Consider the following 22521-nt stretch of genomic DNA (forward strand, 5'->3'; position numbering starts at 1 on the left):
AATCAAAAGAATAAAAGAAGTTGAAAAATTACTAAATTACAGACCTATTAGAAAGTTTAATTATAATAACCCTATTGAAGTCCTAAATAATAAGTGTGTTGCACTTATGGGTTGAACTCAGCTATTCATAAAAAACCCAATAGTTTAAAAAAAGCGTTGTTAAAGCTATTTGTAAAATCTGCCGTAGTGAATGAAAAACCTTATCCTAAAAATTCTAGAACCGCGCCACAATTTTTAGTAGCAAAGCAAAAGAATTTTATAGAAGAAAAAGAGCGTTTAATTAATTACCTAGTAAAAACTCAAGAACTAGGAGAAGGTTATTTTGATGGAAAGGAATCTCATTCTTTTGGAGCTTTAACCAAATCACAGTGGAATAATATGTTTTATAAACACTTAAACCATCATTTAACACAATTTGGTGTTTAATAAGGGTTTCTAATGTTATTGAAAGCAAAAAGCCAACTTTTAAAAGTTGGCTTTTTGGTATTTAACGGTTTATTTTTTAGATGCTTGTGTACGTTCTTACATCTGTTCCTTTTACAAAAACCATAACTAATTTTTCATTAGCGTTTAAGTAAGTCGCTCTTAATTCCCATCCTTCATATTTAGTGGCTTCAATAAGACATTTTCTTACATCTGGGTTTTCAAGGTTTAATCTTAATTCAGTAGCATGTGCAGTTACAGAAAGCAAAAGCATCAATGCAGCAAAAAGTAGAGTAATTTTTTTCATGAGATTTGTTATTTATTAATTATGTGTAAAATTATAGTTTACCTCAAAAAAAAATAAAAATTATAGTTGACTGGTTGTTATCTCTCGATAAATCAACCGTTTTACCACAAATTACTTCCTGATTATTGCAAAATTTGAGCTGTAGTTTAACTGTAATATCAAATTGGAGTATTTTAAGTCATCTATAATTCACAGTTTTTTTAAAATATCATAATCATTTTTAAACATATCAAGTGTTTCGGATGACACCACTTTTGTTTGATGATGTACGCCACTTTTTAATAAAATGTCTGTCATGTTTTGTGCTTTTTTATGTTTCCAAAAACCAGCTTTTGTGAAGCCAATGGCACAGATTTCGCCTTTTTGTTTAAAAATTTGTTTATGGTATACCCATTTGTCATCATACCCATCTAATACTAGGGTAATGGAAAACTTTGTCCATCGTTTTAGTGGTTTTTTGTAGATAATTTTTTGCGAAGCCAGAACACCAAACATGCCTTTTTTTATGGTGTTGTTATAAAGCTGAGATCTAAATACAATTTCGTACCTAATTAAATCCATGTAATAGAAATATTTTGAATTAGCCATATATCTAAAGGATTCGCAATCAAATAGACTTACAATTCGCTGTCTAGTTAAGTTGTGGTCGGGTTTAATGCGCTTCCAGAATAATCTAGAGCCTATAAAAATATAGAGTACATGTAACCAGTAGTAAATCATTAGTCTAAGATTTAATTGTAGGTTACGAATTGATTTGGAAGTTAAAATGCTGCATTCAATTTTCTAACGCAACAAAGGTTGATTTTTTTGTATGATACAAAGTACATTTTTTAGTTCAGAATCTATAATTTCTTTAGGCGTTTTATAACCTAACCCGTTGTGCATTTAGAAAAAGTTGTGCAAACTGGACTTGCGACAAAAAACTGGACAAATAGTTGAATGAATAAGCAGCTAGTTTAAGGTTATACATGTTTAATTCAAATCCGCTATTAGCTAGTGCATCAAAGAGGCGTTCTAAATACTATGCATATTATCATTGCACTAAACCCTGTGGAACGCGCTACAAGCGGAAGACGTAGAACAATGGTTTGCAAACTTTCTTGGGGGAATTTCCTTGAAACCAAATGTTCAGAAACTCTTATTTAAAATGATAAAGGAACGCATAAATACTCAGACAGCACAAAAACATTTAGGCCATAAACACTATGAAGCCATTGTCAAAGTTGACAGTAAACTTATTAAACTTCAGGATTTATATATTGATGGAGATATTGGTAAATTAGACTATGAAACTGCCAAACAGCGCTATAATAATATTCTAGATGAACTTAAAGAAAAAGAAATTAGACAAAAGGAAACATCTGTATTATTGGATACTAACAAAAACGGATTAAAAAACCTCATAGCATTGAATTTCAGCTTGTTGAATCTGACATAGAACACAAAAGAAAGCTCCTTGGTTCGATATTCCCGAAAAAATTCCAATTTGAAAATAATCAAGTTCGAACCGCTGATATCAATCCGTTACTCTTAAAAATAGCTAGTATTAATAAGGGTTTACAAGGGAATAAAAAAAGGGACAAATCAAAAAAATCTGATTTGTCCCATTTAGTACTCAAGGTGGGAATAACGAGCCTTAATCTAAATTTTTTTTCAGACAAGTAAAATAAGCTGAATCATCAGTGTTTTAAAGGCTTATCGAGATTTATTCAAAGAAAATAGTTTAAATAAATTAAAAGGAATTCAATAAAATTAATTATTTTTCGGCAAAATGTCGGCAAAAAAATATTGATGCTTTGAATCTCAAATATTTCATAATTAAAGGTAAAAATAAATACTTGAGTATTTATGTTAGGTTTTGGGATAGCAAACGAATTGACCAAAAAACAAAAACAGGAATAAGCGTTATATACAACGATTGGTCAGAGCGTAAACAAAGAATTAAAGTTAAACCAACAAAAGATAATGATGCTGATTATTTGAATAATAATTTAGATGAATTAGAAAAGTTCGTTATTCGAAAGTACAACCGTAATTTTTCCAGTGGTGAGTTTATTTCAAAAACTTGGTTAAAGGAAACTGTTAAGGAATTTCATGGACGTGTAGATAGCAATGAAGAACATAAGGCCTATTTGGTCTCTTGGGTAGAAAAATTTGTTACAGAAGCTCCATCTAGATTGTATCGTGGAAAACAGATTAAACCAAGGTCAGTAAAAAATTATACAACGACACTTAATAAGCTAAAAGACTTCGAGAAATACCAAAAGAAGCGTTATCGATTTGAAGAACTTGATTTAAGTTTTCATAAAGATTTAATTAACTACTGTAGAAACGAAGAGAAACTAAATGATAATTCCATTGGGAATATCATTTCTAGAGTAAAAACCTTCTGTCGCGAAATAGAGTTAGAAGGATATCCAATTAGTCCTCAATACAAGAGCAGTAATTTTCATACGCCTAAAAATGAGACTTTTGATACTTATCTTAATGAGGATGAAATTAATAAAATTTTTAAACATGATTTTAGCGATAATGAAAGACTCGACAATGTAAGAGATTTGTTTATAATTGGGTTAAGAACTGGACTAAGGGTTTCAGATTTTTTAAGAATAGAATCAGAGAACATTTTAGGTAATGTGATTAACATAACCACACTTAAAACCCAGCAAAATTTAACCATCCCAATACATCCACAATTTCAAACAATTTTAGACAAAAGAGGAGGTGCATTTCCAAAGAAAATTTCGGACCAAAAGTTCAATAAATACATTAAGGAAGTGTGTAAAGAAGCAGAAATTGATACACCCACTTATGGTTCGGGACAAAAAGAAAATGAAAAAAAGAAATCTTTAGGTGTTTTTCCTAAACACCAGCTCATTGGCTCCCATTGCTGTAGAAGGAGCTTTGCCAGTAATCTTTTTGCTGCAGGAATAGAGACCTCTGTAATAATGAAAGCAACAGGGCACAAAACTGAATCACAGTTCATAAAATATATAAAACTCACTCAGAATGAACATATAAAAAAACTGAGTGAATATTGGAGTAATCAAGATAAGTAAAGAAGTGAAAAGTAAGTACAATGGAATTATAGATTCAATAGATTTTGAGGTTCTAAATGATGAAATTATTAGAGAACTTTTGAGAAAAGAAGTCATTTATCTGCAGCAAAAGAATAAACCAGCGTATGAGGAAGACGAGTTGTTTTTTGATAATTTTTGGATGGGTCGTGTCATTCGTTATAATTTTGACGTTTATTTCGTAAAGGAAGAGGTAGCTGTTGAAATTTATGAAGTCCTGAAGAAGGTTTTAGAGAACAGAGAATATTATCTAAATGACTATATAGTTTCTTTGGAATTGAAATTAAATCGATATCTGTTAAAAGAAGATAAGATATTCTTTTTAAAAGAAGAATATGAAAACATATATAGCGAATATGAGGACGGGTTAGCGGATGATGAATGTTTTGATAATGATGAAGTATATTTTGGTCTGTGCAATGAAAGACCAAATTCAGAAGGATGGAAGCGATATACGGTACAAAAAATTTTATGTAATCAATTCTTGTTACGACATCATCTTGTGAATGGAGAGTATGATTATTATGAAAGAGACTTTTTAATCAAGTGTTTTAAAGAAGAAGGTGTTTTTGATATTATCTCTTATTGGGAGGAATGGTTTTTCATTTCTGAGGTACAGTGTTTCTGTGTTGGTAAAATTAATGATATAGAAAAAGTTGGAAAGGATAATAAAAAGTTTAGACCTAATTCATCTAGATTTACTCCTCTTGAACAAATCATTTATATTGAAAAATTGAGAGTTGAAAGAAATCCTTTTAAATCAAAAAGCAAAGAGGAAAAAATCAATTGTTTGAATAAAATTACTGCAGGTATAAATTATGATGAAGAAACACAGTTAGAAACATTAGAAAACATTGTGGACATGGATCAAGTAACGTATGACGTACTTAATGAAAACGCTTCTGAATATGCTCGCTTATTGTTTGTTATTTCAAAAAGCTCGATGACTAATCTCCGTAAAGCCATAGGAGATTACAACCTCAGCCCTATATTACAAGAAAACGTGAAGACAATGGAGCAAGTTAAACGAAATGAAAAGTATAATAAAGCTCAAAAGAAGATAAAGGATGCCGAAAAGAAAATCAATTCATTGATTTAATTCTTTTTAATGCTGGGATGGTTATAAATACGTGTTTTCGGCAGTTTTTCTTTTTGAATATTGAATTTGATCAATTAGCCTTTATGTATTTATCAAATTATTCAAATATTCGGATTACTCATGCGAGATAGAATTATGCTATTTTACGATTGTAATATACCAATATTTAACCTTCCCTAATGGACTAATGGAATAAACAAACAAATATAAACTAGGAATTTTGCCGCCTTGGGTATACCCAGGGTATGCCCAATTATTAATCTTGATTAAGAGGAATTAAGTTTGTCATGTTAAATTTTAAAACATTGAAACATGAAAAAACAAATTCTTCAAATTGAAAATGTAGAATCTTCAGAGTTTATCCCCAAAATTCTCAGTGGATTCAAAAACCTACTTAAAGAACAAAACAAATCTTCTCAAGATGCTGAAATCCTGCTAACAAGGGAAGAAACTTCTAAAATGCTATCCATAAGCCTCGTAACCTTATGGAAATATACACGGGAGGGCATATTACCGGCATTTCGCATTGGGACTAAAGTCCGCTACAAAAAAAGCGATATTCTTCAGGCTTTAAAGCAAATGAATAAATTCTAAAAACAACCCCAATACATTCCTACAATGTACTGGGGTTTTATTATTTACTTTAAAACGAAAAGCGAATGCAAACTACAAAAAAAATCAACTCCACAAAAGGAGAATCAGCATCCATTATACAGGATGATGACAAAACTAATGAGGTAAGCACCTTATTTCATCAAACAGAGGAATACCTCTCTAATCACTATCAGCTCAGGTTTAATACCATTGCTCTTGACATTGAAATGGCTCATCTTGGGAGTGAAAAATGGGAATCCTGTAACGACAATTCATTATGGGTAGAGATTAGGAAAAAAGGTATTCAAATAGGTCAAAATGCTTTAAAGGCTATTTTGAAAAGTGATTATGTTGCACGATACAACCCAATAGCGAATTATTTCAAAACAATAACTGAATGGGATGGGCAAATAGATTATATCTCCCAATACGCTTCATATGTTAAACTAGCTACTAATGAAAATAAAGAGCAGTTTTTATATCATTTTAAAAAATGGTGCGTGAGAGCTGTAAAGTGTGCGCTCATTGAAGGTTATTTTAACAAGCAAGCTTTTGTGTTAACTGATGATGGTAATGGGCAGAACATGGGTAAATCAACTTGGTGCCGAAATTTATGTCCACCAAAACTGTCTAAATACATTGCTGAGGATATTAGCAATAACGACAAAGATTCTAGGATTTTAATTTGCAAAAACTTCCTTATTAATTTGGACGAGCTAGCCGCCTTATCAAAAAAGGAAATCAATCAGCTGAAATCATTATTCTCTAAAGACCAAATTAATGATAGGTTACCCTATGATTCAAAAAACTCAATAATACCTCGAGTAGCATCATTTATAGGCTCCACAAACATGTCAACATTTCTTCATGATGAAACAGGCAGCGTGCGTTGGTTATGCTTTGTAATAGAAGATATTGATTGGTCTTATAATACCGAGTTTAACATTGATAATCTCTGGGCACAGGCCTTTACTCTATCTAATGACCCCTATTTTATAGCTGAACTAACGCGAGAAGACCTTTTGGAGAATGAAAGACGAAATGATAAATTTCAATTTTTAACAGCCGAAAGAGAAACTTTAAATGCGTTTTTAGAGCCTAGTAACCCTCAAAACGGAGAGCACTTAACCGCCACTAAAATTACCACTTATTTAAAATCTCATTCAGGAATCAGCCTAAATAATGTTCAAGTTGGTAAAGCCTTAAAAGCTTGCGGTTTTGAGCGCACTAAAGTAAAAAACGTTCATGGGTATTACGTTAAGTATAAAGCTATCTAAACAACTTATTCAAGTTGCCTAATTCCTTTTAAAGACACTGTTTATCTACTCTGGTAGAGGGCAATATAATTGTTGTTGTATTTACCCGGAACAGGATACCTATGTCTTTTAGGGCAAGATTAGGCAACTTAAAAAACCGCAATGCAACCCTTTTAAACAAATGAAAATCAATAATTTAATACTAGGCAACATGAAAAGTGAAAAGTCAAACAACAAAAGAACAAACATATTGAACACTATTGTAAAAAACGTATTAAGGCTGCAAGATTCAGATCCATTTTTGGAGGCTGTGACTGTAATCATAAAATTTAAACCAGGGAAACGTACAACTCCTGTATTTTTTAATAAAACGCTTAGCTCACTGAAAGATGTTCGTACATTAATTCAATCGGTAAACAAGGCATTAGATTTTACCAAGGAGGAACATAAACGAGATGCGTCTTTGAATGAATTGAAACTAGTTCTCACAAAAAATAAAACATCAAATAGACAAGGACTGATATTTAAAATTGATTTAACTAAATAATTTACAAGAATGGAACAGATTATTTTTAAAGTAAAAACACGAGTAAGAAAAGAAATTAACTGGACCTTAGAAGAACAACGACGTTTTCCTGTTCATGAACACCATTTACATGTAGAAAAAACGTTTGATGTGGTTTATGATTATAAACCAACCAGCAAATTTGACAAAGTGAAGTTTATTCAATGGCAAAGAGAGGTTTTGCTGAATCATGAAAATGTTTTAGAGGTTCTAATTCAAGACTAGTTTGTAGTTTCTTTAGTATTTGATTAAGGTGGTCAACGCTCGTCAAATCGAAAATAAATTTAAAACAAAGTTCCGGTGTCAACGGGTTCAACAAATCTGGGTGAATTAGTATCAATGCCTTTTTTGTATAAATCCCTAGTTACTGCATGAGCATTAAATTCTTTATTTGTAAAACCATATGCCATTAACTCATTTAATTGTGATTGATTCATGCCATCATCTAACCAATCTTCAAGCAAATCATCAGACAAAACAAGAGGCATACGTTTTCTTTTATTATGAACTTCAGCAAAAAAAGTATTGGCCGCCACTGTTATAATTGTAGCACTATATAAATCGTCATCTAACTCATTATACAACCCTGCAAACAAAAACAAATCACCCTCTGGATATTCTTTAGAGGGTTGATAGCAAAAATGAGGTATGGATACACCATTTTGATGATGCGGTTCAAAAAAGCCATCACTTAAAATAAGACATCTTTTATCTTCTGCACTTTCTTTAAAGGAGTTTCTTTCAAAAATGTTTTCAGCAGTAGCGTTAAGTGTATTACTTTTTTTTCTGAAGGCTTCCGGATTGTGTGTTGCCCATTTCGGTATTAATCCCCAACTAGATGGATAAATTTTTTCTGGTTCATCCATTTTTATAATATACATATTACCGTGGGAAAATCCATTTAAATGATAATATGGTAAGTATTCTAGAGGTATTTCAAAATTAGCATCAAGTTTACCTAACAGATTTTGCTCAATCTGTTCTCTGTTTTTTCGCAAAGCTTTTGAATAGCACATGTATGTAATTTACAAAAAAGAATGTGTCTATTTATTTTAAATTTAAACAACTTCATTTACAATTAAAAAATACCCTATTTCTCCCATGCCGAAACAAAGGTGTCCACAAAATTTACAATGCGCTTTAGTAGTTTATCGCCTAATTTTTTACGTTTTAGTACTGAAGGTTTTTCGCCTTCAACAAGGGCTAATATTTCATCTCGTAACGGTTCTTTTTCAGAGAATAAATAATCTTCAATTAGTTTTTGGGTTTTTATGGCTGATAGATTTTCTTCTTTAACCAAAGAGTCAAAGGCCTTTGTTTGTTCTTCCTGCCAAAATTGGTCAAAGGCATCTTTAATTTCACTTGAATCAGGAATAAGCGGTAAATTTTCAGAAATAAAACGTTCTATCAATTCACGTTTGCTTCTTAAATGTGCTTCTCCAGATAGTAAATCTATAATTTGCTTTTGCTTTTGGGCTTTATCTTTTGGTGTAGCATCTTTTAATTCTGCTAATAAGCTCAGAATATAAGCTACATTAATTTCATCACGGTGTATAAGTTCTAACTCAAAATCAACATCATCGAGAATAGATACTTTTTCTCTTTGGTGATTGGTTTTCACTTTATCGTAAAGGTCTAAATATTTGCTTTTGTAATCTTCAAAGGTTTGTTCTGGCATGTCTAAATCATCCCAATCAAAATCGGTAAAGGTTGACATGGTATTTTTAATACGCATCAAAGCTCTAAAGGCTTTTACAAATTCCAGCTCATCATCTTCGGTTTGTAAATCATTAACGCTGTCAACCGTAGGCACTAGTTCAAGCAGTTCTTTATAGAGTTCATTAAAATCATCAATATAATTATCATATGGTTGCATGATAATTTCATCAATGGCCTCTTTATTACTGAATAGAGTAATGGCATCATCGGTGTTTTTCTTCAAATTTCTAAAAACAATAATGTTCCCTTGTGCCTTTTGTTCATTTAGTATTCTGTTGGTTCTTGAATAGGCCTGAATTAAACCGTGATACTTTAGGTTTTTATCTACGTAAAGCGTGTTTAGTGTTTTACTATCAAACCCAGTAAGGAACATATTCACCACCAAAAGAATATCAATTTTACGTTCTTTTACTTTTTTAGAAATGTCATTGTAATAATTGTAAAAAGAGGTACTGTCTTTGGTTGAAAACTTGGTGTTAAACATGAGGTTGTAATGCCCAATATACTCATCTAGTTTATCTCTGGTATGCTTTGTAGTGTAATCGGAATCTGGTTCAGCGGCTATTGCAAAGTTTTCTTCCTGCATAAACCCGTTGGCATCGGCATCATTTTCATTGGTACCAAAGCTAAAAATGGTTGCAATTTTTAAATTATGTTCGCCAGCTTCTTTCTTAGTCTGAAAGATTTCGTAGTATTTAATTAGCGTATCAACACTCGATACGCAAAACATAGCAGTAAAAGTTTTGTTGTAGGTTTTACGCAAATGGTTAGCTAAAATATGATCGGTTATTTTCTCTAAACGGTCTTGCGATTCCATTAACTCGGTGGTGTCAATATCTTCAACCTCAATATCAATTTCTGCTTCAGAGGATTTTTGTTTGTATCTGCCCACATATTCAACGGCAAATTTCAATACGTTTTCGTCTTTTATAGCATCGGTAATCACATATTTATGCAAACACTCGCCAAATAATTCTTTGGTAGTACGCTTTCCCAATTCGTTTTTCACTGCATTATCTGCAAAGATTGGTGTACCTGTGAACCCGAACATCTGGCTGTTGTTGAAAAATGCCTTGATACGGTTGTGTGTTTCTCCAAACTGTGAACGGTGGCACTCATCAAAAATAAACACCATACGTTCGTTTTGTAAGGCTTCCATTTTCGATAAATACTGTTGTTTGGAAATGGCAGTATTTAGCTTTTGTATGGTAGTAACAATTAGCTTGGTATCATCAGAGAATTGTTTTACCAGTGCTTTGGTATTGTCTGTACCATCGATACTTCCTTTACTGAAACTATTGAACTCTTTTGTGGTTTGATAATCTAGGTCTTTACGGTCTACTACGAATACCACTTTTTTAACGATAGGGATATTCATAATGATTTGACTCGCTTTGAATGAGGTTAATGTTTTACCTGAACCAGTGGTATGCCATATATACCCTCCGTTGGTTGAGTTTTTGACCTTGTCTATCATATTTTCAACAGCATAGTACTGGTAAGGCCTAAGCACCATTAGGATTTTTTGAGCTTCATTAAGCACAATGTACTTGCATATCATTTTTGAGATATGGCAAGGCTCTAAAAAATCAGATGTGAACCCGTTGAGTACGTTTGTTAGTCTGTTGTTTTCTATATCTGTCCAATAGAATGTTTGTTTAAACGACTGGTGTTTGTTGTTTGCGTAATACTTGGTATTTACTCCGTTACTGATAACGAATAATTGTACGTATTGGAACAGTGCAGCATTGGCACCAAAGGAATGCCTTTGGTAACGGTTGATTTGGTTGAAAGCCTCTTTAAGCTCTAAACCTCTACGTTTTAATTCTATTTGCACCAATGGTAAACCATTGATAAGCAAGGTAACATCGTATCTGTTTTTGTAAGTACCCTCAACAGTTACTTGGTGGGTAACTTGGTATTGGTTTTTACACCAATGCTCTGTGTTGATGAACTCAAAATATAGGTTGTCTCCATTATCACGAATGATGTGTTGTTTTTGACGTAGCGTTTTTGCTTTTTCAAATACAGAACCTTTGTTTAGAATGTTTAATACCCGGTCAAATTCTTTGTCTGAGAATGTGATGTTGTTGTGTTTTTCTAACTGTGATTTTAGATTGGATAGTAGTGCTTTTTCATCAGGGATAAGGACTTTGGAATAGCCCATAGTACCAAGTTGTTCTACTAATTGTTCTTCTAATATTTGTTCTGATTGTTTACTCATAATTAATTCCAAAGCGGTTCGTTTCTCCAAGATAGTATATTACCCTGATAGTCTGAGGGAATTCCTAAATACTGTACAGGTACAGTAGGATATTTATTAAATAAATCTTCTAAATTATTTGATAGGTTATTATTGGGGTTTGCCCTATTAAGCATGTATTTTATTACCGATAAAAAATAAAACACACGTTTGTTATTTTCAAAACCTTTGCCTATCCAATCGCCTTTGGGTTTTAATAACCTCATAGGTTCAATGGCTAAATCTCTATTCCAAAGTCTAGAATGATGTGCACATAAGTTTCTAACATAGGTTAAACTATGCAACCAAGAAGTAAATACTCTATAATGCACACCAAAATAACTGGCAATACGCTTTTTGTCTTCAACCTGCTTTAAGCCACGATAAAAATGAGACAACTCTCCCATAGTTAATAACTCAAAACACATCCAGGCAGGTGGGTTGGCAGGAGACTCGTAAGTATCTGTATAATGTTTTATAAACACTTCAGGTTTGCGGGCTGTTTTGGCTTTTGAAATAATGTTCTGTAAATCTGTGTATGGGTCTACCAAACGACCTACTTTGTTACGGTATGGATTTACAAAATGCGTTTGGTTGTCTTGCCAATGTGCATCATTATAAGTTAGTGCCATACGGTAAGTAAATTGCGTTCTAATAGCAACTTCCAAACGTTCTATACAATCAAATGTTAAAAGACGAAGGTCTTTATCAAACATATATGTATGGATGATTTGAGAAAAATTTACACCAGCATTGAACGTATCTTTAACTTTTTGATAGGGTAAAAAATAAGCACTTAACCTATAATAACTGATGCTTTGCAGGTAGGTTAAAGCCTTATCGTAATCATTGATTGTTAAACCTCTTTGTTGAAGTTTGATTATTTGATCCTGAAAAGATATTGGTGGTTTGGTATATTTCTTTTTTGTCATAGCCATAGTCTTAAAAGAAAAAACCTTCCGAGTGTGCATTGTAAAGAGGCATGGAAGGTGTATTATTGTTAGTATATGTACTTTCTAAAGCTATGTAAACACGCACATATGCATGTTTTGATACCCCAAAATTATCACTTTTGTTGGTAATTACAATAGATATTAACATTTTTATTAAAAAACTTAACATACGCTACTACACAAACATTTGTTGTAACAAGCCTTTTTTGAAGGTTTGTGTGTTTTGGAGTTGGGTGTTTACCGACTCTATTTTTTTATCTATGGCTGATAAGAAGTTGGCTATTTTTTGTTGTTCCTCTAGGCATGGGATATCTATCTTAAAAGAATAAATATCTTTTTTCTGAATATTAGGTAAACCAGAACCAACTCTTAAAGACATTACTTTTAATTCATTAACTTTTAAATACTGAAACAAAAACAAGTCATATATGTAACCGCTTAATTCTTTTAAAGAATAACAATGACCACCTAACCAAAATTTTTGTGTTATGTAATTTATATAACCACATGAATTTCCACCTTCACTTATTGTTATAGTATTTTCATTACAATTATATTTGGAAGTATAGCCAGAAGGATTAATACCACCATTTATTGCTGGATATTCTTCATTATCAGATAATAGCTCTTTATTTAATTGTTCCCCTTTTTTAATCTGACAAACTTCTCCCAACTTTTTAGTTTCCCAGTTTGGGAAAGGGTTTCCGTTATCGTCTTTGAATCTGATTTGTTGGGAGAATATTTTTTGCATGACTCCCTTTTTGTATTGATCTAAGGCTTGTTTTTTTTGTGTTAGTAGGTCAATCTTTTTGTCTACCGAACTTAAGAAATTGGCTATTTTTTGTTGTTCTGGGAGGGTCTTCGGAATAATAAATTTAAAATTTCTGATAGCTTGAAAATTTATTCCTTCTCTACCACCACCTGCCATACCTTGAAATATTTGTTTACTTCCATTATGGGAACTAAGTAATAATTGAATTAAATAACTATTATTACTTTTTAAGCGAATAATACATACATGTTGGTTTACATTACCTTCAGAAAAATCAGATGGAACAACACAACTTCTACCAATCGAGCCACCAGTTATGTTAAGTAGAATGTCGTTAGGTAAAACTTTACTCCCTTTCATTGAGTTATGTATTTCTTGGGAGATATGAGTTTTATCTAGAATCAATGAATTGCCAATTACATTTTGGCTTCTTATAAACGGTATACCATTATCTTGATACACCTCAACACCTCCTTTTGGTGTTTTACCACTACCTACTTTTGAAGTTATATCATTAATCTTTTTTACTTCCCATTCTCCCTCAAACTCAGGAAACCTTAGCTGTGGTGTGTTTTGTGCTTCCATATTAAAAAGGTGTTTGAATGTTCAATTGTTTACAGAAGTCGGCAATGGTATTGTCTGTATCTGCAATCTCTGTATCTAGGTCTTTTAAGGTCTGTGCGACTGCTTGAATGTCTATTGGTTCTTCCTCTTCAAAAGTGTCTACATAACGTGGGATATTTAGGTTGTAGTCGTTTTCTTTGATTTCGTCCATAGACGCTACGTAACTGAACTTATCAATAGTAGTACGGTTTTGGTAGGTTTCTACAATCTTAGCAATGTGGTTTTCTCTAAGAATGTTTTGTGTTTTTACTTTTTCGTAGTTGTCCTCACCACTGGCATCTATAAATAGGATATCGTCTGGGTTTTCTCTACATTTTTTGAATACCAAAATACAGGTTGGAATACTAGTACCGTAGAAGATGTTTGCCGGTAAGCCGATAACTGCATCTAAATAGTTGCGGTCTTCAATAAGATACTGACGAATGTGTCCTTCTGCTGCACCACGGAATAATACTCCGTGTGGTAATACTATTGCCATAGTACCGTTTTCTGCTAGGTGATGCACCATGTGTTGTACAAAGGCAAAATCTGCTTTGGACTTCGGCGCTAGTTTACCATACTGGCTGAAACGATCGTCTGATGTGAAAAGTGGGTTGGCACTCCACTTAGCTGAGAATGGTGGATTTGCTACTATGGCTTCGAAACGGTGGTCTATGTGTTGCGGTCTTTCTAGGGTGTCTTCTTGTTTGATATCGAACTTACGATAGTGTACATCGTGTAATATCATATTCATACGCGCTAGGTTGTAAGTCGTACGGTTTAGCTCTTGCCCATAAAAGTCGTTGATTTCGTCTACTTCTTTGGCCACACGTAGTAATAACGAACCCGAACCACAGGTTGGGTCGTATACGGATTTTAGTTTGGTTTTGCCTGTAGTTACAATCTTTGCCAAAATGATACTGACCTCTTGAGGGGTATAAAATTCTCCAGCTTTTTTACCTGCACCTGATGCGAATTGACCGATTAGGTATTCGTAAGCATCACCTAGTACATCTATCTCTGCGTTTTCTAATTTGAAATCTATCTTGTCTAAATGTGCTAATACCCTTGCAATAATTTCGTTACGCGCTTCGGGTGTCTTTCCTAACTTGGTACTGTTTAAGTCCATATCTTCAAATAGGTTGTCGAAGTCTTCTTCGGACTCTGTACCCATTGTGCTGTTTTGGATGTTGATTAGGATTTTTTGTAGGTCCTCTATAATGAAGTTGGATAGTCCTTCGGTGTCGCTGTTTCCCTTTTGTGCTATTTGACCGAATAGCTCACTTGGTTTTAAGAAGTACCCTAGTGTTTCTATGGCTTCTTCTTGTATGGCTTCTAGGTATTCTTGTCCTTCTTCTGTAGTTTCGTCTATGGATGTGTATGTGATTCCGTCTGGTTTTAGAATATCATCGGCAAAGATTTCCATTTTTTCTGCTAGGTACTTGTAAAAGATAAATCCTAGTATGTAGTCTCTAAATTCATCGGCATCCATTTTCCCTCTAAGGGTATTGGCGATATTCCAGAGTTGTTGTTCTAATTGTTTTTTTTGATTTTCTGACATGAATTTCGTACAATTGATAAGTATTGCATAAAAATATCAATCTTAACTGAAAACAGGGCGTTTTTGGACTTCAAGTTTTGATAAAAAATGTTAATAAATGAATACAGGAGAACAGCTGTTTTTTAAGCACACTAGGAAGCGTGATTTTTTGGGTAATGCACACGATGTTTACGCTCAACTGTTAGAAACTTTAATGGTGCATTTGGGCGATGATTTATTTCCACTATTAGAGGAAGCCGAATTACTGGGTAAACAGCTTTATATCATTGAACAAGGCATTCAAGATGAATACACGGTTAACGATGTAGGTTTTAAGACGGTTTAACGGCACGTGTGAAACGAAAGTGAAGTTAAGTAGTAGTTGAATGGTTTAAGAGGTGTTTAAGAGGTGTTTAAGTGGTTCCAAAAAATAAATATACCAAAATTGTAAGTGCTTTGAGTAGTTTTACCAAGTGGTTTGAGTTGTAGTTAAGTGTTTTTCATGTTTAAGCATGAGTGGTATTTAAGTGGTTTTAAGTGGTATTCATGTGCATATTGTTGTGTTTTGTTGTGTAGTATATAAGTGGTTTTGTGTGGTGTTTAGGTGATTTATGCGTGGTGAAAAAGGTTTCAATAAAGTTTTATGATTCAATTAGTATCAAAAGAAGGGAAGATAATTTATAAATTGCCAACATCAGAAATGTTTCCCAATTACAGGTCAGTTTTAGTAGAAGCCATAGCTATTGGTGTAGACCTTTCTAAGTTGCATGTTGTAGGCGAGGACATTAATAATGTGAACTGGGAACGTGCCAGCTTTAATGAACTGTCTTTTGAAAACTGCAAGATGGTAAATAACGCGTTTAAAAATTGTACGGCTACTTTAAGATTTGAAAGCTGTGATATTTCGCGTTGTAAAATTAAAAATTCTATTATTTCAGACTTAAATGCCACAAATTGTGAAGCAGCTAATGTTGTTATTCAAAAAACAAAAATAGATTATGGCCAAATTGACCGCTGTAACTTAGCCAATTTAAGAATTGAAAACAGTCATTTAATTAGAGTCAGTTTTTATGTGCCATTTATAAAAGAGGCCATTTTTAGAAATAGTTTGTTTGACCATGTTGCCATTTATGAAGGTAAAAAAGAAAGATGGTGTCAAGATGTGTCATTGATAGATTTGGTGTTTAATGAATGTAGGTTAGATGGGCTCAAAGATTTGTCACAACTGTATCTATGGAATATTAAAAACACAGAAGAAATGTGGTTTGAAAATATGGATTACAGATATAGCATTATATTAAACGCGAATAGCACAATTTTGTATTCATTAGATTTTGATGTGGTTTGGTGGAATTATAGAGAGTATGGATATGCAGAACCCAAACAGGTTCGCCCGCTGCGCATGACCTCTAATGAATTTATTGCTGAAGTGAAAAACGATTACCCAACCACTGAAATTTATCCGCAATGTACAGATGATGACTTAGATGATGAATTAGTTGCAGCCGTTGCATACATAAAAACGATTAAAGAAATTACAGGATATTTTAAAGAATGAAAATTTCACATAGGTTATGTGATTTGTGGTGGGTAGCAAAGTTTTGGGTTTTATTCATGGCTTATGTGGTAACACGTGAAATAATTTAGTACTACTTCAGTGACTTAAAAGGCCATAATTAATTCAAAAAGTTCTACGAGCTCTCAATACAAACTTGCACATATTGTGTTGTGTTTGGTGTTTTATATAATATTATTGAAACTCCTGATTCAATAGGGATTTATTCTTAATTAAAACACACATGTATATTGTGTGATTTAGGTGGTTTTATGTATTTTTGTTTTGTCCGTTAGGTAATGCAGAACACTTTTTAAGATTGCTGTTTCTTGTCCTAGCGGATTTTTTAGTTAAAATAAACATCCAACTTGTAATTTCAGCCTCAGAAATATTCATGAATTAGGAACAACTTTTAAAATTAATTGCTTCGGAGTTTTCGGCAGAAAATTCCTCTTTCTTTACTATATTTGGTCTACTATCCGAAGAATTCTTTGGGTTTTACTGTACCCTAATCTTAACTAAAGCCGTTACTGGACACTATGACCAATTATTCACAACAATATTTCGGAAAAGATTTAAATGACATTACATATGAGGATATTTTAAATTTCTTTAAAGAGGAGAAAGAAGAATCAGATAAAATTGAATTCAAAGCTTTTCATCCTGATTTTGGTGATTTCAGCAAAAATCTAGTAGGTGTAATTAGAGGAATTTGCGCATTTCTAAATTCGAATGGCGGAATATTGATTTGGGGAGCTCCACTAGGACAAAAAGTAGAAGAAAAAGTTGTTTTTCAAGGAGAGCTTTCCCTTGTTACTGAACTTAAAGAAAAAGATTCTCTAATTAGTAAGGTATCGGATTCAATAACTCCTCTACCTATAAATATCAACGTTAATATTATTGAACAAGAGGGTAAATATTTATATGTTTTTGAAACTCAAATCAGCAACTATAGTCCGCACCAATTTAAAAATACATATTGGGCTCGACTTGACGGACAAACAAAACCAGCTCCGCATTATCTAGTCGAAGCATTATTTAAAAAAATATCTTATCCAAATATTGAAGGTTACATCAATCTTGATAGATTTGGGCATCTACCAACAGGAGAAGCATATCTTGATATATCAATTCTAATGATTAATTTTTCAGAACTTCAAAATGAATATAATCTGACTTATAGGCTAATGTGTGGACCAGCAATCTTTGCAGGCAGTCGAAATCCTCAACTTGCAAAATACTACACGATGAAAGGACATATGTATGTTCATAAAGATTTGAATGATATTCTGCATTTTGGTGCACCCGACATAAACACTCAAAGACTTGTATTTAATATGGAGGATTTAGCAGACAACTACAATAATAAAATGACTTTGATTCTCACATTTGGAGGAAAACAATCACCATTAAAAATCTCAGATTACAAGTTAGATTTTAGTGGTCCAATAGCAGCTAATAATCCTGTTGGTTTATTTGAGAGCAAAAGAGAAAACATATTATCAGCTGAAAGGCAAAAAGAACTTGGGACAACAAGAGAAAATCTATTAGAGCATATACTAAAACGATAAAAGCACTGTAACAAAGATGGCCATAATTTATCGTGGTTTTGTGCCACACCAAAATAAAAGTATATATCAAACGGCTGGATTTTTCGGCTAACTAGTCTTAACTAAAGCCGATAGTTATCACACAAAAAAACTTCCACTTGAAATATGCATCAGCACGACTTAAATAGAGTTTATTTTTATTCTGTAGAAGATTTGGCAGGCCTACATCAACTCTCAAAAGGAGAAAAAATTTTGAGAACTGAAATTAAATCAAACTACACTGACATCAATGAGGTTATAGAGCTTTACAGCATAAAGAAATATCTTGACAACGAAATATATTTAAAAAGTTGGACACAAGAAGAAATTGAAGAGTTTAAACAAAAAGCCAAAAAATATGGCCAAAAAGTTGGGAACTATTTTGCAAATATAAATGACAAAAATGTCATCAAAATATACGAGCAGACTTTATTCGATTATATTCAATCATTTTGGGAAATAGTATGTAATCACTCACTTTATAAACAAATTTCAAAATCAAAGTTTAGCAAAATTCTAGAAATTGATCATCATTTAATACATGAGATTTTAACTCATAAAGTTTTAGTAACTCATTACAATATAGAAATCAAAAACTTTTTATTAGATTATCCTGGATCTGCTGAAATTTTGCTCTCAGTTTATGAGACAGAAGTGGAGTTAAAGAGAAACCAAAAGTATATTCCTAAAAGTCTGACCATTTCTGACAAAGAAAGTATAATATCAAAATATTTAGATTCAGTAGATACAAATCTGAACTACATTGGCTTAATTGAAAATGCAAGAAACAGAAATGATTTCAGAATTTCAGATAAAACAAGACTAAAAGCAAAACGATTGCGCAAAAGTGAAACGGAAAAGTTCTTTGCCGACAAAGGAGGAATGAGTTTTGGTGTCTCTGTTGGCTTTTCAGAAAATGTAGATAAAATAAAAGATGTTCATATAGACGAAAATCTTGTGACTCATTATGCTTACAGTTCAGAATTTATAAAGAAAAACAATCACCCTTACCAACTATATCAAAATTTTAAATTGCTCTTTGAATTTATTGATAATCAAAACAGAATAAATCTTGTTAGCAAAAAAAGTCAGTTAGGTTTATTTGAAAAAATTATGGGTGTTCATTCTAAAAATGAATACAAAATCGGTACGGGATTTTCTTTATCAGAAATGACATCTCGTGGCCAAATTTATGGCTACAACAAAATTATTACTGAATTAAACACTTCATTAGAAAATATTTTACATTTTGTTTATACAGAGGTATTTCAAGAACTATACGGATTTGCGGACAATGCTCGTTTTGCCACTCCTAAACCAACAAATACATTTTTTGAAAAAGTAAGATTGTTTGCACCTGAATTTGAGTCAATTTTAAAACAATTTAAACTTTATGTTGAAGATGGAGAGATAGATTTTGAACTTTTACAAATATCATCCTCACCAACCACAATTAAGAGTATTCCAAGTCTTGTCCAAAATAAATACGTCTATTTCAATAATGATAATAAAGAAATGGTTGGATGTTCAAATCTATTTTTTTCTGACCAAACACTTCTTGCTTATGTCGAACCATTTAAGGAAGATAAGTACCATACATTCTTTGACTTACTTGTAAATGCAAAAGTTAATTTCAGCAATTATCAAGAACATCAAAAATTACAGTTAAATTACTTAATTGAAAGAAATTTCATCGTAATTGATGACGACGGCTTTATTCAAGTAACAAATCCAGCACGTCTATTCATATTTAAAGACCTGTACGACAATGAGTTTTCGTCTTTTTATCGTTATCCTATAGAGTTTCAAAGAGAAGCTTTACAAATGCAAAAGGAAAATATTGTTCTCTTTGAGAGTTCATTATTTTCTAAACCAGAGCAGTCATACTTCAATTTTTTTCTAAACAAAAGCGAGTTCACGAATGGATTGGATTTACGAAACCGTTACTTGCACGGAACGCAAGCTAATCCAGAAGAAATCGAAAAACACGAATATGCATATTTCACATATCTGAAATTGGTTGTTTTGACTTTGTTGAAAATAGATGATGATTTACAAATTTCAAATACAATACAAAAGCAGAAAGAAAAGGCGAATTAAGGGAGTAGTTAAACAAACCGTAGCACTAAAATATTACGGTTTTTGTTTCGAAATTAATTAAGAATAACGATATGTTTTCGGCAAAATTTCGGCAAAAGAACAAATAAAAAACCATAAAACACTTTGAGTAAGCATGTTATGGTTTTTACAAGTACACCACATTGACTTATTCTCGAACCAAACGATTAAATTGTTTGAAGATTTGTGGTTAAATGGAAACGGTTGATTATGATTGACATTCGAAACTTTGGCTCCCAAACAAAAGATTCAGCGTATACTGATTTGACCTCTCTTTTTCTCGTCTGGCGATGCCTGGACTTGCAATAAAAATGTAGCCGCTTAAATCTCGCAATTAATTGTCCACTTTTTTATTGCAAGTCCACTATCATTCTACCATAAAACCTTGGATGTATTCATCATTAAAAAGTACTGATTTGGTCAAAACAAAACCATTGTCTGACCATTTTGCATAAACCATTCTTTGTTTAGATGAAAAGACTGTTCTTACCAATACCAAATAGGTATTGTAATCTTTTGGTGTATCATCTTTTAGGTCAATGAATTTCATAATTTTTACGACTAATTAAAGTTAATACTTTTTGGAGAAATTAGTAAATTTAAGCATGTGTTATGATATAAAAGCTTCATTAGAGCCCAGTTAAAAAGAGCTGAAAGAAAAGGAGATTTGGGAGCTGTTGAGGAAATAATGGAAAGATTAGTTCCTTTAACGGATTTACCAATTTACCATGCCTCCGGATTTAGTCATCCTGAATTACTTATTTATACAGATGAATCTCCAGAGTTTCCTATTGTAGCCACCTGGGGCTTAGTTCCACATTGGGTTGAAAATGATGAAGCAGGCAAAAAGCTTTGGAATAATACATTGAATGCCAGAAGTGAAACTTTTTTTGAAAAACCCTCATTTAGAGAGGCTGCAAGACATAGCAGATGTATAATTTATGTTGATGGGTTTTATGAGCATCATCATTTTGAAAAGAAAACATACCCTTATTTTATTTATAGAAAAGATAGTGAACCTTTAGCTTTAACGGGATTATGGACTGAATGGAGAAAAGATAATGGTGGAAGGGAATACACATTTTCTATAGTCACTACCGAAGGCAATCCTATGATGGCTAGAATACACAACAATCCTAAATTAAAAGGTCCAAGAATGCCTTTAATTTTAAATGAGGAGGATGAAGATAAGTGGTTAGTTCAGATAGCCGGAGGATTAGAGTTTGGAGAGGTAAAATCAATAATTAGGCCTTTTCCTGAAGCAGAATTATCATCTCACACTGTTTCCAAATTAAGAGGCAAAGAATATAAAGGAAATGTAGAAGAAATATCTAATGAGGTTATTTACCCGGAACTGAATAATCTTTTCTAATGACTGATTAATGCATAGCATAATGCATACCAGATATTTTTTTGACCGTACTTCACATGCATTACACTACACCTCAAAATACCACACAACACCACACATACCATACTACACAGCTTAAAACTGCAATACCCTACTTAAAACCACAATAAAACACAACAAAAAAAATCAAAGAATAAATCCCATATTACATAAAACCACACAACACCACACACACCATACTACACAGCATAAAACTGCGATACCCTACTTAAAACTACCATGAAACACAACAAAAAATTAAAGAATAAATCCTATATTACATAAAACCACACAACACCACACAACACCATAACTTACAGCTTAAAACTGCAATACCCTACTTAAAACCACAATAAAACACAACAAAAAAAATCAAAGAATAAATCCCATATTACATAAAACCACACAACACCACACACACCATACTACACAGCATAAAACTGCGATACCCTACTTAAAACTACCATGAAACACAACAAAAAATTAAAGAATAAATCCTATATTACATAAAACCACACAACACCACACAACACCATAACTTACAGCTTAAAACTGCGATACCCTACTTAAAACCACACAAAAACACACCACACATGTAAATAGTCCACAGGGGCGCTATATGAAAGCCAAGCGACAAAGCACAGTAGAGCCCGTATTTGGAACCTTAACCCAGTTTATGGGACTTAGGAAAGTCAATACCATTGGCATTAAGCAAGCTA

At 32.6% G+C, this 22521-nt stretch carries 21 protein-coding genes and 2 pseudogenes; 15 read left to right on the forward strand and 8 right to left on the reverse strand.

The annotated features are described in order from the left end of the window. A pseudogene (locus FGF67_RS17720) lies at positions 1 to 115 on the forward strand (IS30 family transposase); the annotation flags it as partial. Continuing rightward, entirely contained in the window at positions 94 to 426 is a 333-nt protein-coding gene (locus tag FGF67_RS16035; protein WP_139698778.1) for a DUF1569 domain-containing protein, read from the forward strand. The pseudogene FGF67_RS17720 and the gene FGF67_RS16035, both read left to right, overlap by 22 nt. Positions 427 to 502: 76 nt before the next feature. On the opposite strand, the gene FGF67_RS16040 is transcribed toward FGF67_RS16035, so the two are convergent. Both FGF67_RS16040 and FGF67_RS16045 read right to left on the reverse strand, forming a co-directional pair. Continuing rightward, a complete protein-coding gene (locus tag FGF67_RS16040; protein WP_139698779.1) occupies positions 503 to 730 on the reverse strand; it encodes a hypothetical protein in 228 nt (75 codons plus the stop codon). A gap of 189 nt (positions 731 to 919) precedes the next feature. Then, on the reverse strand, positions 920 to 1450 hold the full coding sequence (locus FGF67_RS16045) for a thioesterase family protein (RefSeq protein ID WP_139698780.1): 531 nt from the start codon (positions 1448 to 1450) through the stop codon (positions 920 to 922). A gap of 427 nt (positions 1451 to 1877) precedes the next feature. Here FGF67_RS16045 and FGF67_RS16050 point away from each other — a divergent pair, with 427 nt between their 5' ends. From FGF67_RS16050 to FGF67_RS16080, 7 genes are all read left to right on the forward strand, one after another. Continuing rightward, entirely contained in the window at positions 1878 to 2168 is a 291-nt protein-coding gene (locus FGF67_RS16050) for a hypothetical protein (protein WP_139698781.1), read from the forward strand. A gap of 400 nt (positions 2169 to 2568) precedes the next feature. After that, positions 2569 to 3789 carry a site-specific integrase gene (locus FGF67_RS16055; RefSeq protein WP_139698782.1) on the forward strand — a complete coding sequence of 407 codons (1221 nt, stop codon included), beginning with the start codon at positions 2569 to 2571 and terminating at the stop codon, positions 3787 to 3789. Next, positions 3761 to 4906, forward strand: a complete 1146-nt coding sequence (locus tag FGF67_RS16060) for a hypothetical protein (protein ID WP_139698783.1) — start codon at positions 3761 to 3763, stop codon at positions 4904 to 4906. Before FGF67_RS16055 ends, FGF67_RS16060 begins: the two co-directional genes overlap by 29 nt. Positions 4907 to 5218: 312 nt before the next feature. Then, complete coding sequence (locus FGF67_RS16065) at positions 5219 to 5500, forward strand: helix-turn-helix domain-containing protein (protein ID WP_139698784.1); 282 nt, start codon at positions 5219 to 5221, stop codon at positions 5498 to 5500. Between the two features lie 65 nt (positions 5501 to 5565). Continuing rightward, positions 5566 to 6777: a VapE domain-containing protein gene (locus tag FGF67_RS16070; protein ID WP_139698785.1), complete on the forward strand. Its 1212-nt coding sequence runs from the start codon at positions 5566 to 5568 to the stop codon at positions 6775 to 6777. A gap of 190 nt (positions 6778 to 6967) precedes the next feature. Next, positions 6968 to 7303: a hypothetical protein gene (locus tag FGF67_RS16075; protein ID WP_233244105.1), complete on the forward strand. Its 336-nt coding sequence runs from the start codon at positions 6968 to 6970 to the stop codon at positions 7301 to 7303. Positions 7304 to 7312: 9 nt separating this feature from the next. Continuing rightward, on the forward strand, positions 7313 to 7546 hold the full coding sequence (locus tag FGF67_RS16080; protein WP_139698787.1) for a hypothetical protein: 234 nt from the start codon (positions 7313 to 7315) through the stop codon (positions 7544 to 7546). 59 nt (positions 7547 to 7605) lie between these two features. Here the strand turns inward: FGF67_RS16080 and FGF67_RS16085 are convergent, their stop codons facing one another. The 5 genes from FGF67_RS16085 to FGF67_RS16105 all read right to left on the reverse strand — a co-directional run bounded on the left by FGF67_RS16085 (position 7606) and on the right by FGF67_RS16105 (position 15171). Beyond that, the gene (locus FGF67_RS16085; protein WP_139698788.1) at positions 7606 to 8337 is read right to left on the reverse strand and encodes an SOS response-associated peptidase; all 732 of its coding nucleotides are present in this window, start codon (positions 8335 to 8337) and stop codon (positions 7606 to 7608) included. Positions 8338 to 8411: 74 nt separating this feature from the next. Then, a complete protein-coding gene (locus FGF67_RS16090; RefSeq protein ID WP_139698789.1) occupies positions 8412 to 11264 on the reverse strand; it encodes a type I restriction endonuclease subunit R in 2853 nt (950 codons plus the stop codon). Positions 11265 to 11266: 2 nt separating this feature from the next. Beyond that, positions 11267 to 12214, reverse strand: a complete 948-nt coding sequence (locus tag FGF67_RS16095) for an Abi family protein (protein WP_139698790.1) — start codon at positions 12212 to 12214, stop codon at positions 11267 to 11269. 196 nt (positions 12215 to 12410) lie between these two features. Further along, on the reverse strand, positions 12411 to 13592 hold the full coding sequence (locus FGF67_RS16100; RefSeq protein WP_139698791.1) for a restriction endonuclease subunit S: 1182 nt from the start codon (positions 13590 to 13592) through the stop codon (positions 12411 to 12413). 1 nt (position 13593) lies between these two features. Then, positions 13594 to 15171, reverse strand: a complete 1578-nt coding sequence (locus FGF67_RS16105) for a type I restriction-modification system subunit M (RefSeq protein WP_139698792.1) — start codon at positions 15169 to 15171, stop codon at positions 13594 to 13596. Between the two features lie 97 nt (positions 15172 to 15268). Between FGF67_RS16105 and FGF67_RS16110 the strand changes: the two genes are divergently transcribed. From FGF67_RS16110 to FGF67_RS16125, 4 genes are all read left to right on the forward strand, one after another. Continuing rightward, positions 15269 to 15496, forward strand: coding sequence for a hypothetical protein (locus FGF67_RS16110; RefSeq protein ID WP_139698793.1), 228 nt, complete (start codon positions 15269 to 15271; stop codon positions 15494 to 15496). A 297-nt stretch (positions 15497 to 15793) separates the two neighbouring features. After that, complete coding sequence (locus tag FGF67_RS16115) at positions 15794 to 16708, forward strand: pentapeptide repeat-containing protein (RefSeq protein ID WP_139698794.1); 915 nt, start codon at positions 15794 to 15796, stop codon at positions 16706 to 16708. A gap of 536 nt (positions 16709 to 17244) precedes the next feature. Beyond that, a complete protein-coding gene (locus tag FGF67_RS16120; protein WP_139698795.1) occupies positions 17245 to 18276 on the forward strand; it encodes an ATP-binding protein in 1032 nt (343 codons plus the stop codon). Between the two features lie 144 nt (positions 18277 to 18420). Next, positions 18421 to 20394, forward strand: coding sequence for a hypothetical protein (locus FGF67_RS16125; protein WP_139698796.1), 1974 nt, complete (start codon positions 18421 to 18423; stop codon positions 20392 to 20394). Between the two features lie 385 nt (positions 20395 to 20779). Here the strand turns inward: FGF67_RS16125 and FGF67_RS16130 are convergent, their stop codons facing one another. Beyond that, positions 20780 to 20962 carry a hypothetical protein gene (locus FGF67_RS16130; protein WP_139698797.1) on the reverse strand — a complete coding sequence of 61 codons (183 nt, stop codon included), beginning with the start codon at positions 20960 to 20962 and terminating at the stop codon, positions 20780 to 20782. Between the two features lie 138 nt (positions 20963 to 21100). Between FGF67_RS16130 and FGF67_RS16135 the strand changes: the two genes are divergently transcribed. Further along, a complete protein-coding gene (locus FGF67_RS16135) occupies positions 21101 to 21784 on the forward strand; it encodes an SOS response-associated peptidase (protein WP_233244107.1) in 684 nt (227 codons plus the stop codon). Between the two features lie 598 nt (positions 21785 to 22382). Then, a pseudogene (locus tag FGF67_RS16140) lies at positions 22383 to 22521 on the forward strand (hypothetical protein); the annotation flags it as partial.

The sequence above is a fragment of the Allotamlana fucoidanivorans genome (assembly GCF_006265225.1).
In the GTDB taxonomy this organism is placed as follows: Bacteria; Bacteroidota; Bacteroidia; order Flavobacteriales; family Flavobacteriaceae; genus Allotamlana; species Allotamlana fucoidanivorans.

Excerpts from the sequence above, each read along its gene's own strand:
- FGF67_RS16045 (WP_139698780.1), bottom strand. The coding sequence starts at position 1,450 with ATGATTTACTACTGGTTACATGTACTCTATATTTTTATAGGCTCTAGA.
- FGF67_RS16050 (WP_139698781.1), top strand. The coding sequence starts at position 1,878 with ATGATAAAGGAACGCATAAATACTCAGACAGCACAAAAACATTTAGGC.
- FGF67_RS16110 (WP_139698793.1), top strand. The coding sequence starts at position 15,269 with ATGAATACAGGAGAACAGCTGTTTTTTAAGCACACTAGGAAGCGTGAT.
- FGF67_RS16095 (WP_139698790.1), bottom strand. The coding sequence starts at position 12,214 with ATGACAAAAAAGAAATATACCAAACCACCAATATCTTTTCAGGATCAA.
- FGF67_RS16065 (WP_139698784.1), top strand. The coding sequence starts at position 5,219 with ATGAAAAAACAAATTCTTCAAATTGAAAATGTAGAATCTTCAGAGTTT.
- FGF67_RS16085 (WP_139698788.1), bottom strand. The coding sequence starts at position 8,337 with ATGTGCTATTCAAAAGCTTTGCGAAAAAACAGAGAACAGATTGAGCAA.
- FGF67_RS16090 (WP_139698789.1), bottom strand. The coding sequence starts at position 11,264 with ATGAGTAAACAATCAGAACAAATATTAGAAGAACAATTAGTAGAACAA.
- FGF67_RS16125 (WP_139698796.1), top strand. The coding sequence starts at position 18,421 with ATGCATCAGCACGACTTAAATAGAGTTTATTTTTATTCTGTAGAAGAT.
- FGF67_RS16115 (WP_139698794.1), top strand. The coding sequence starts at position 15,794 with ATGATTCAATTAGTATCAAAAGAAGGGAAGATAATTTATAAATTGCCA.
- FGF67_RS16135 (WP_233244107.1), top strand. The coding sequence starts at position 21,101 with ATGGAAAGATTAGTTCCTTTAACGGATTTACCAATTTACCATGCCTCC.
- FGF67_RS16120 (WP_139698795.1), top strand. The coding sequence starts at position 17,245 with ATGACCAATTATTCACAACAATATTTCGGAAAAGATTTAAATGACATT.
- FGF67_RS16105 (WP_139698792.1), bottom strand. The coding sequence starts at position 15,171 with ATGTCAGAAAATCAAAAAAAACAATTAGAACAACAACTCTGGAATATC.
- FGF67_RS16040 (WP_139698779.1), bottom strand. The coding sequence starts at position 730 with ATGAAAAAAATTACTCTACTTTTTGCTGCATTGATGCTTTTGCTTTCT.
- FGF67_RS16075 (WP_233244105.1), top strand. The coding sequence starts at position 6,968 with ATGAAAAGTGAAAAGTCAAACAACAAAAGAACAAACATATTGAACACT.
- FGF67_RS16130 (WP_139698797.1), bottom strand. The coding sequence starts at position 20,962 with ATGAAATTCATTGACCTAAAAGATGATACACCAAAAGATTACAATACC.
- FGF67_RS16100 (WP_139698791.1), bottom strand. The coding sequence starts at position 13,592 with ATGGAAGCACAAAACACACCACAGCTAAGGTTTCCTGAGTTTGAGGGA.
- FGF67_RS16070 (WP_139698785.1), top strand. The coding sequence starts at position 5,566 with ATGCAAACTACAAAAAAAATCAACTCCACAAAAGGAGAATCAGCATCC.
- FGF67_RS16080 (WP_139698787.1), top strand. The coding sequence starts at position 7,313 with ATGGAACAGATTATTTTTAAAGTAAAAACACGAGTAAGAAAAGAAATT.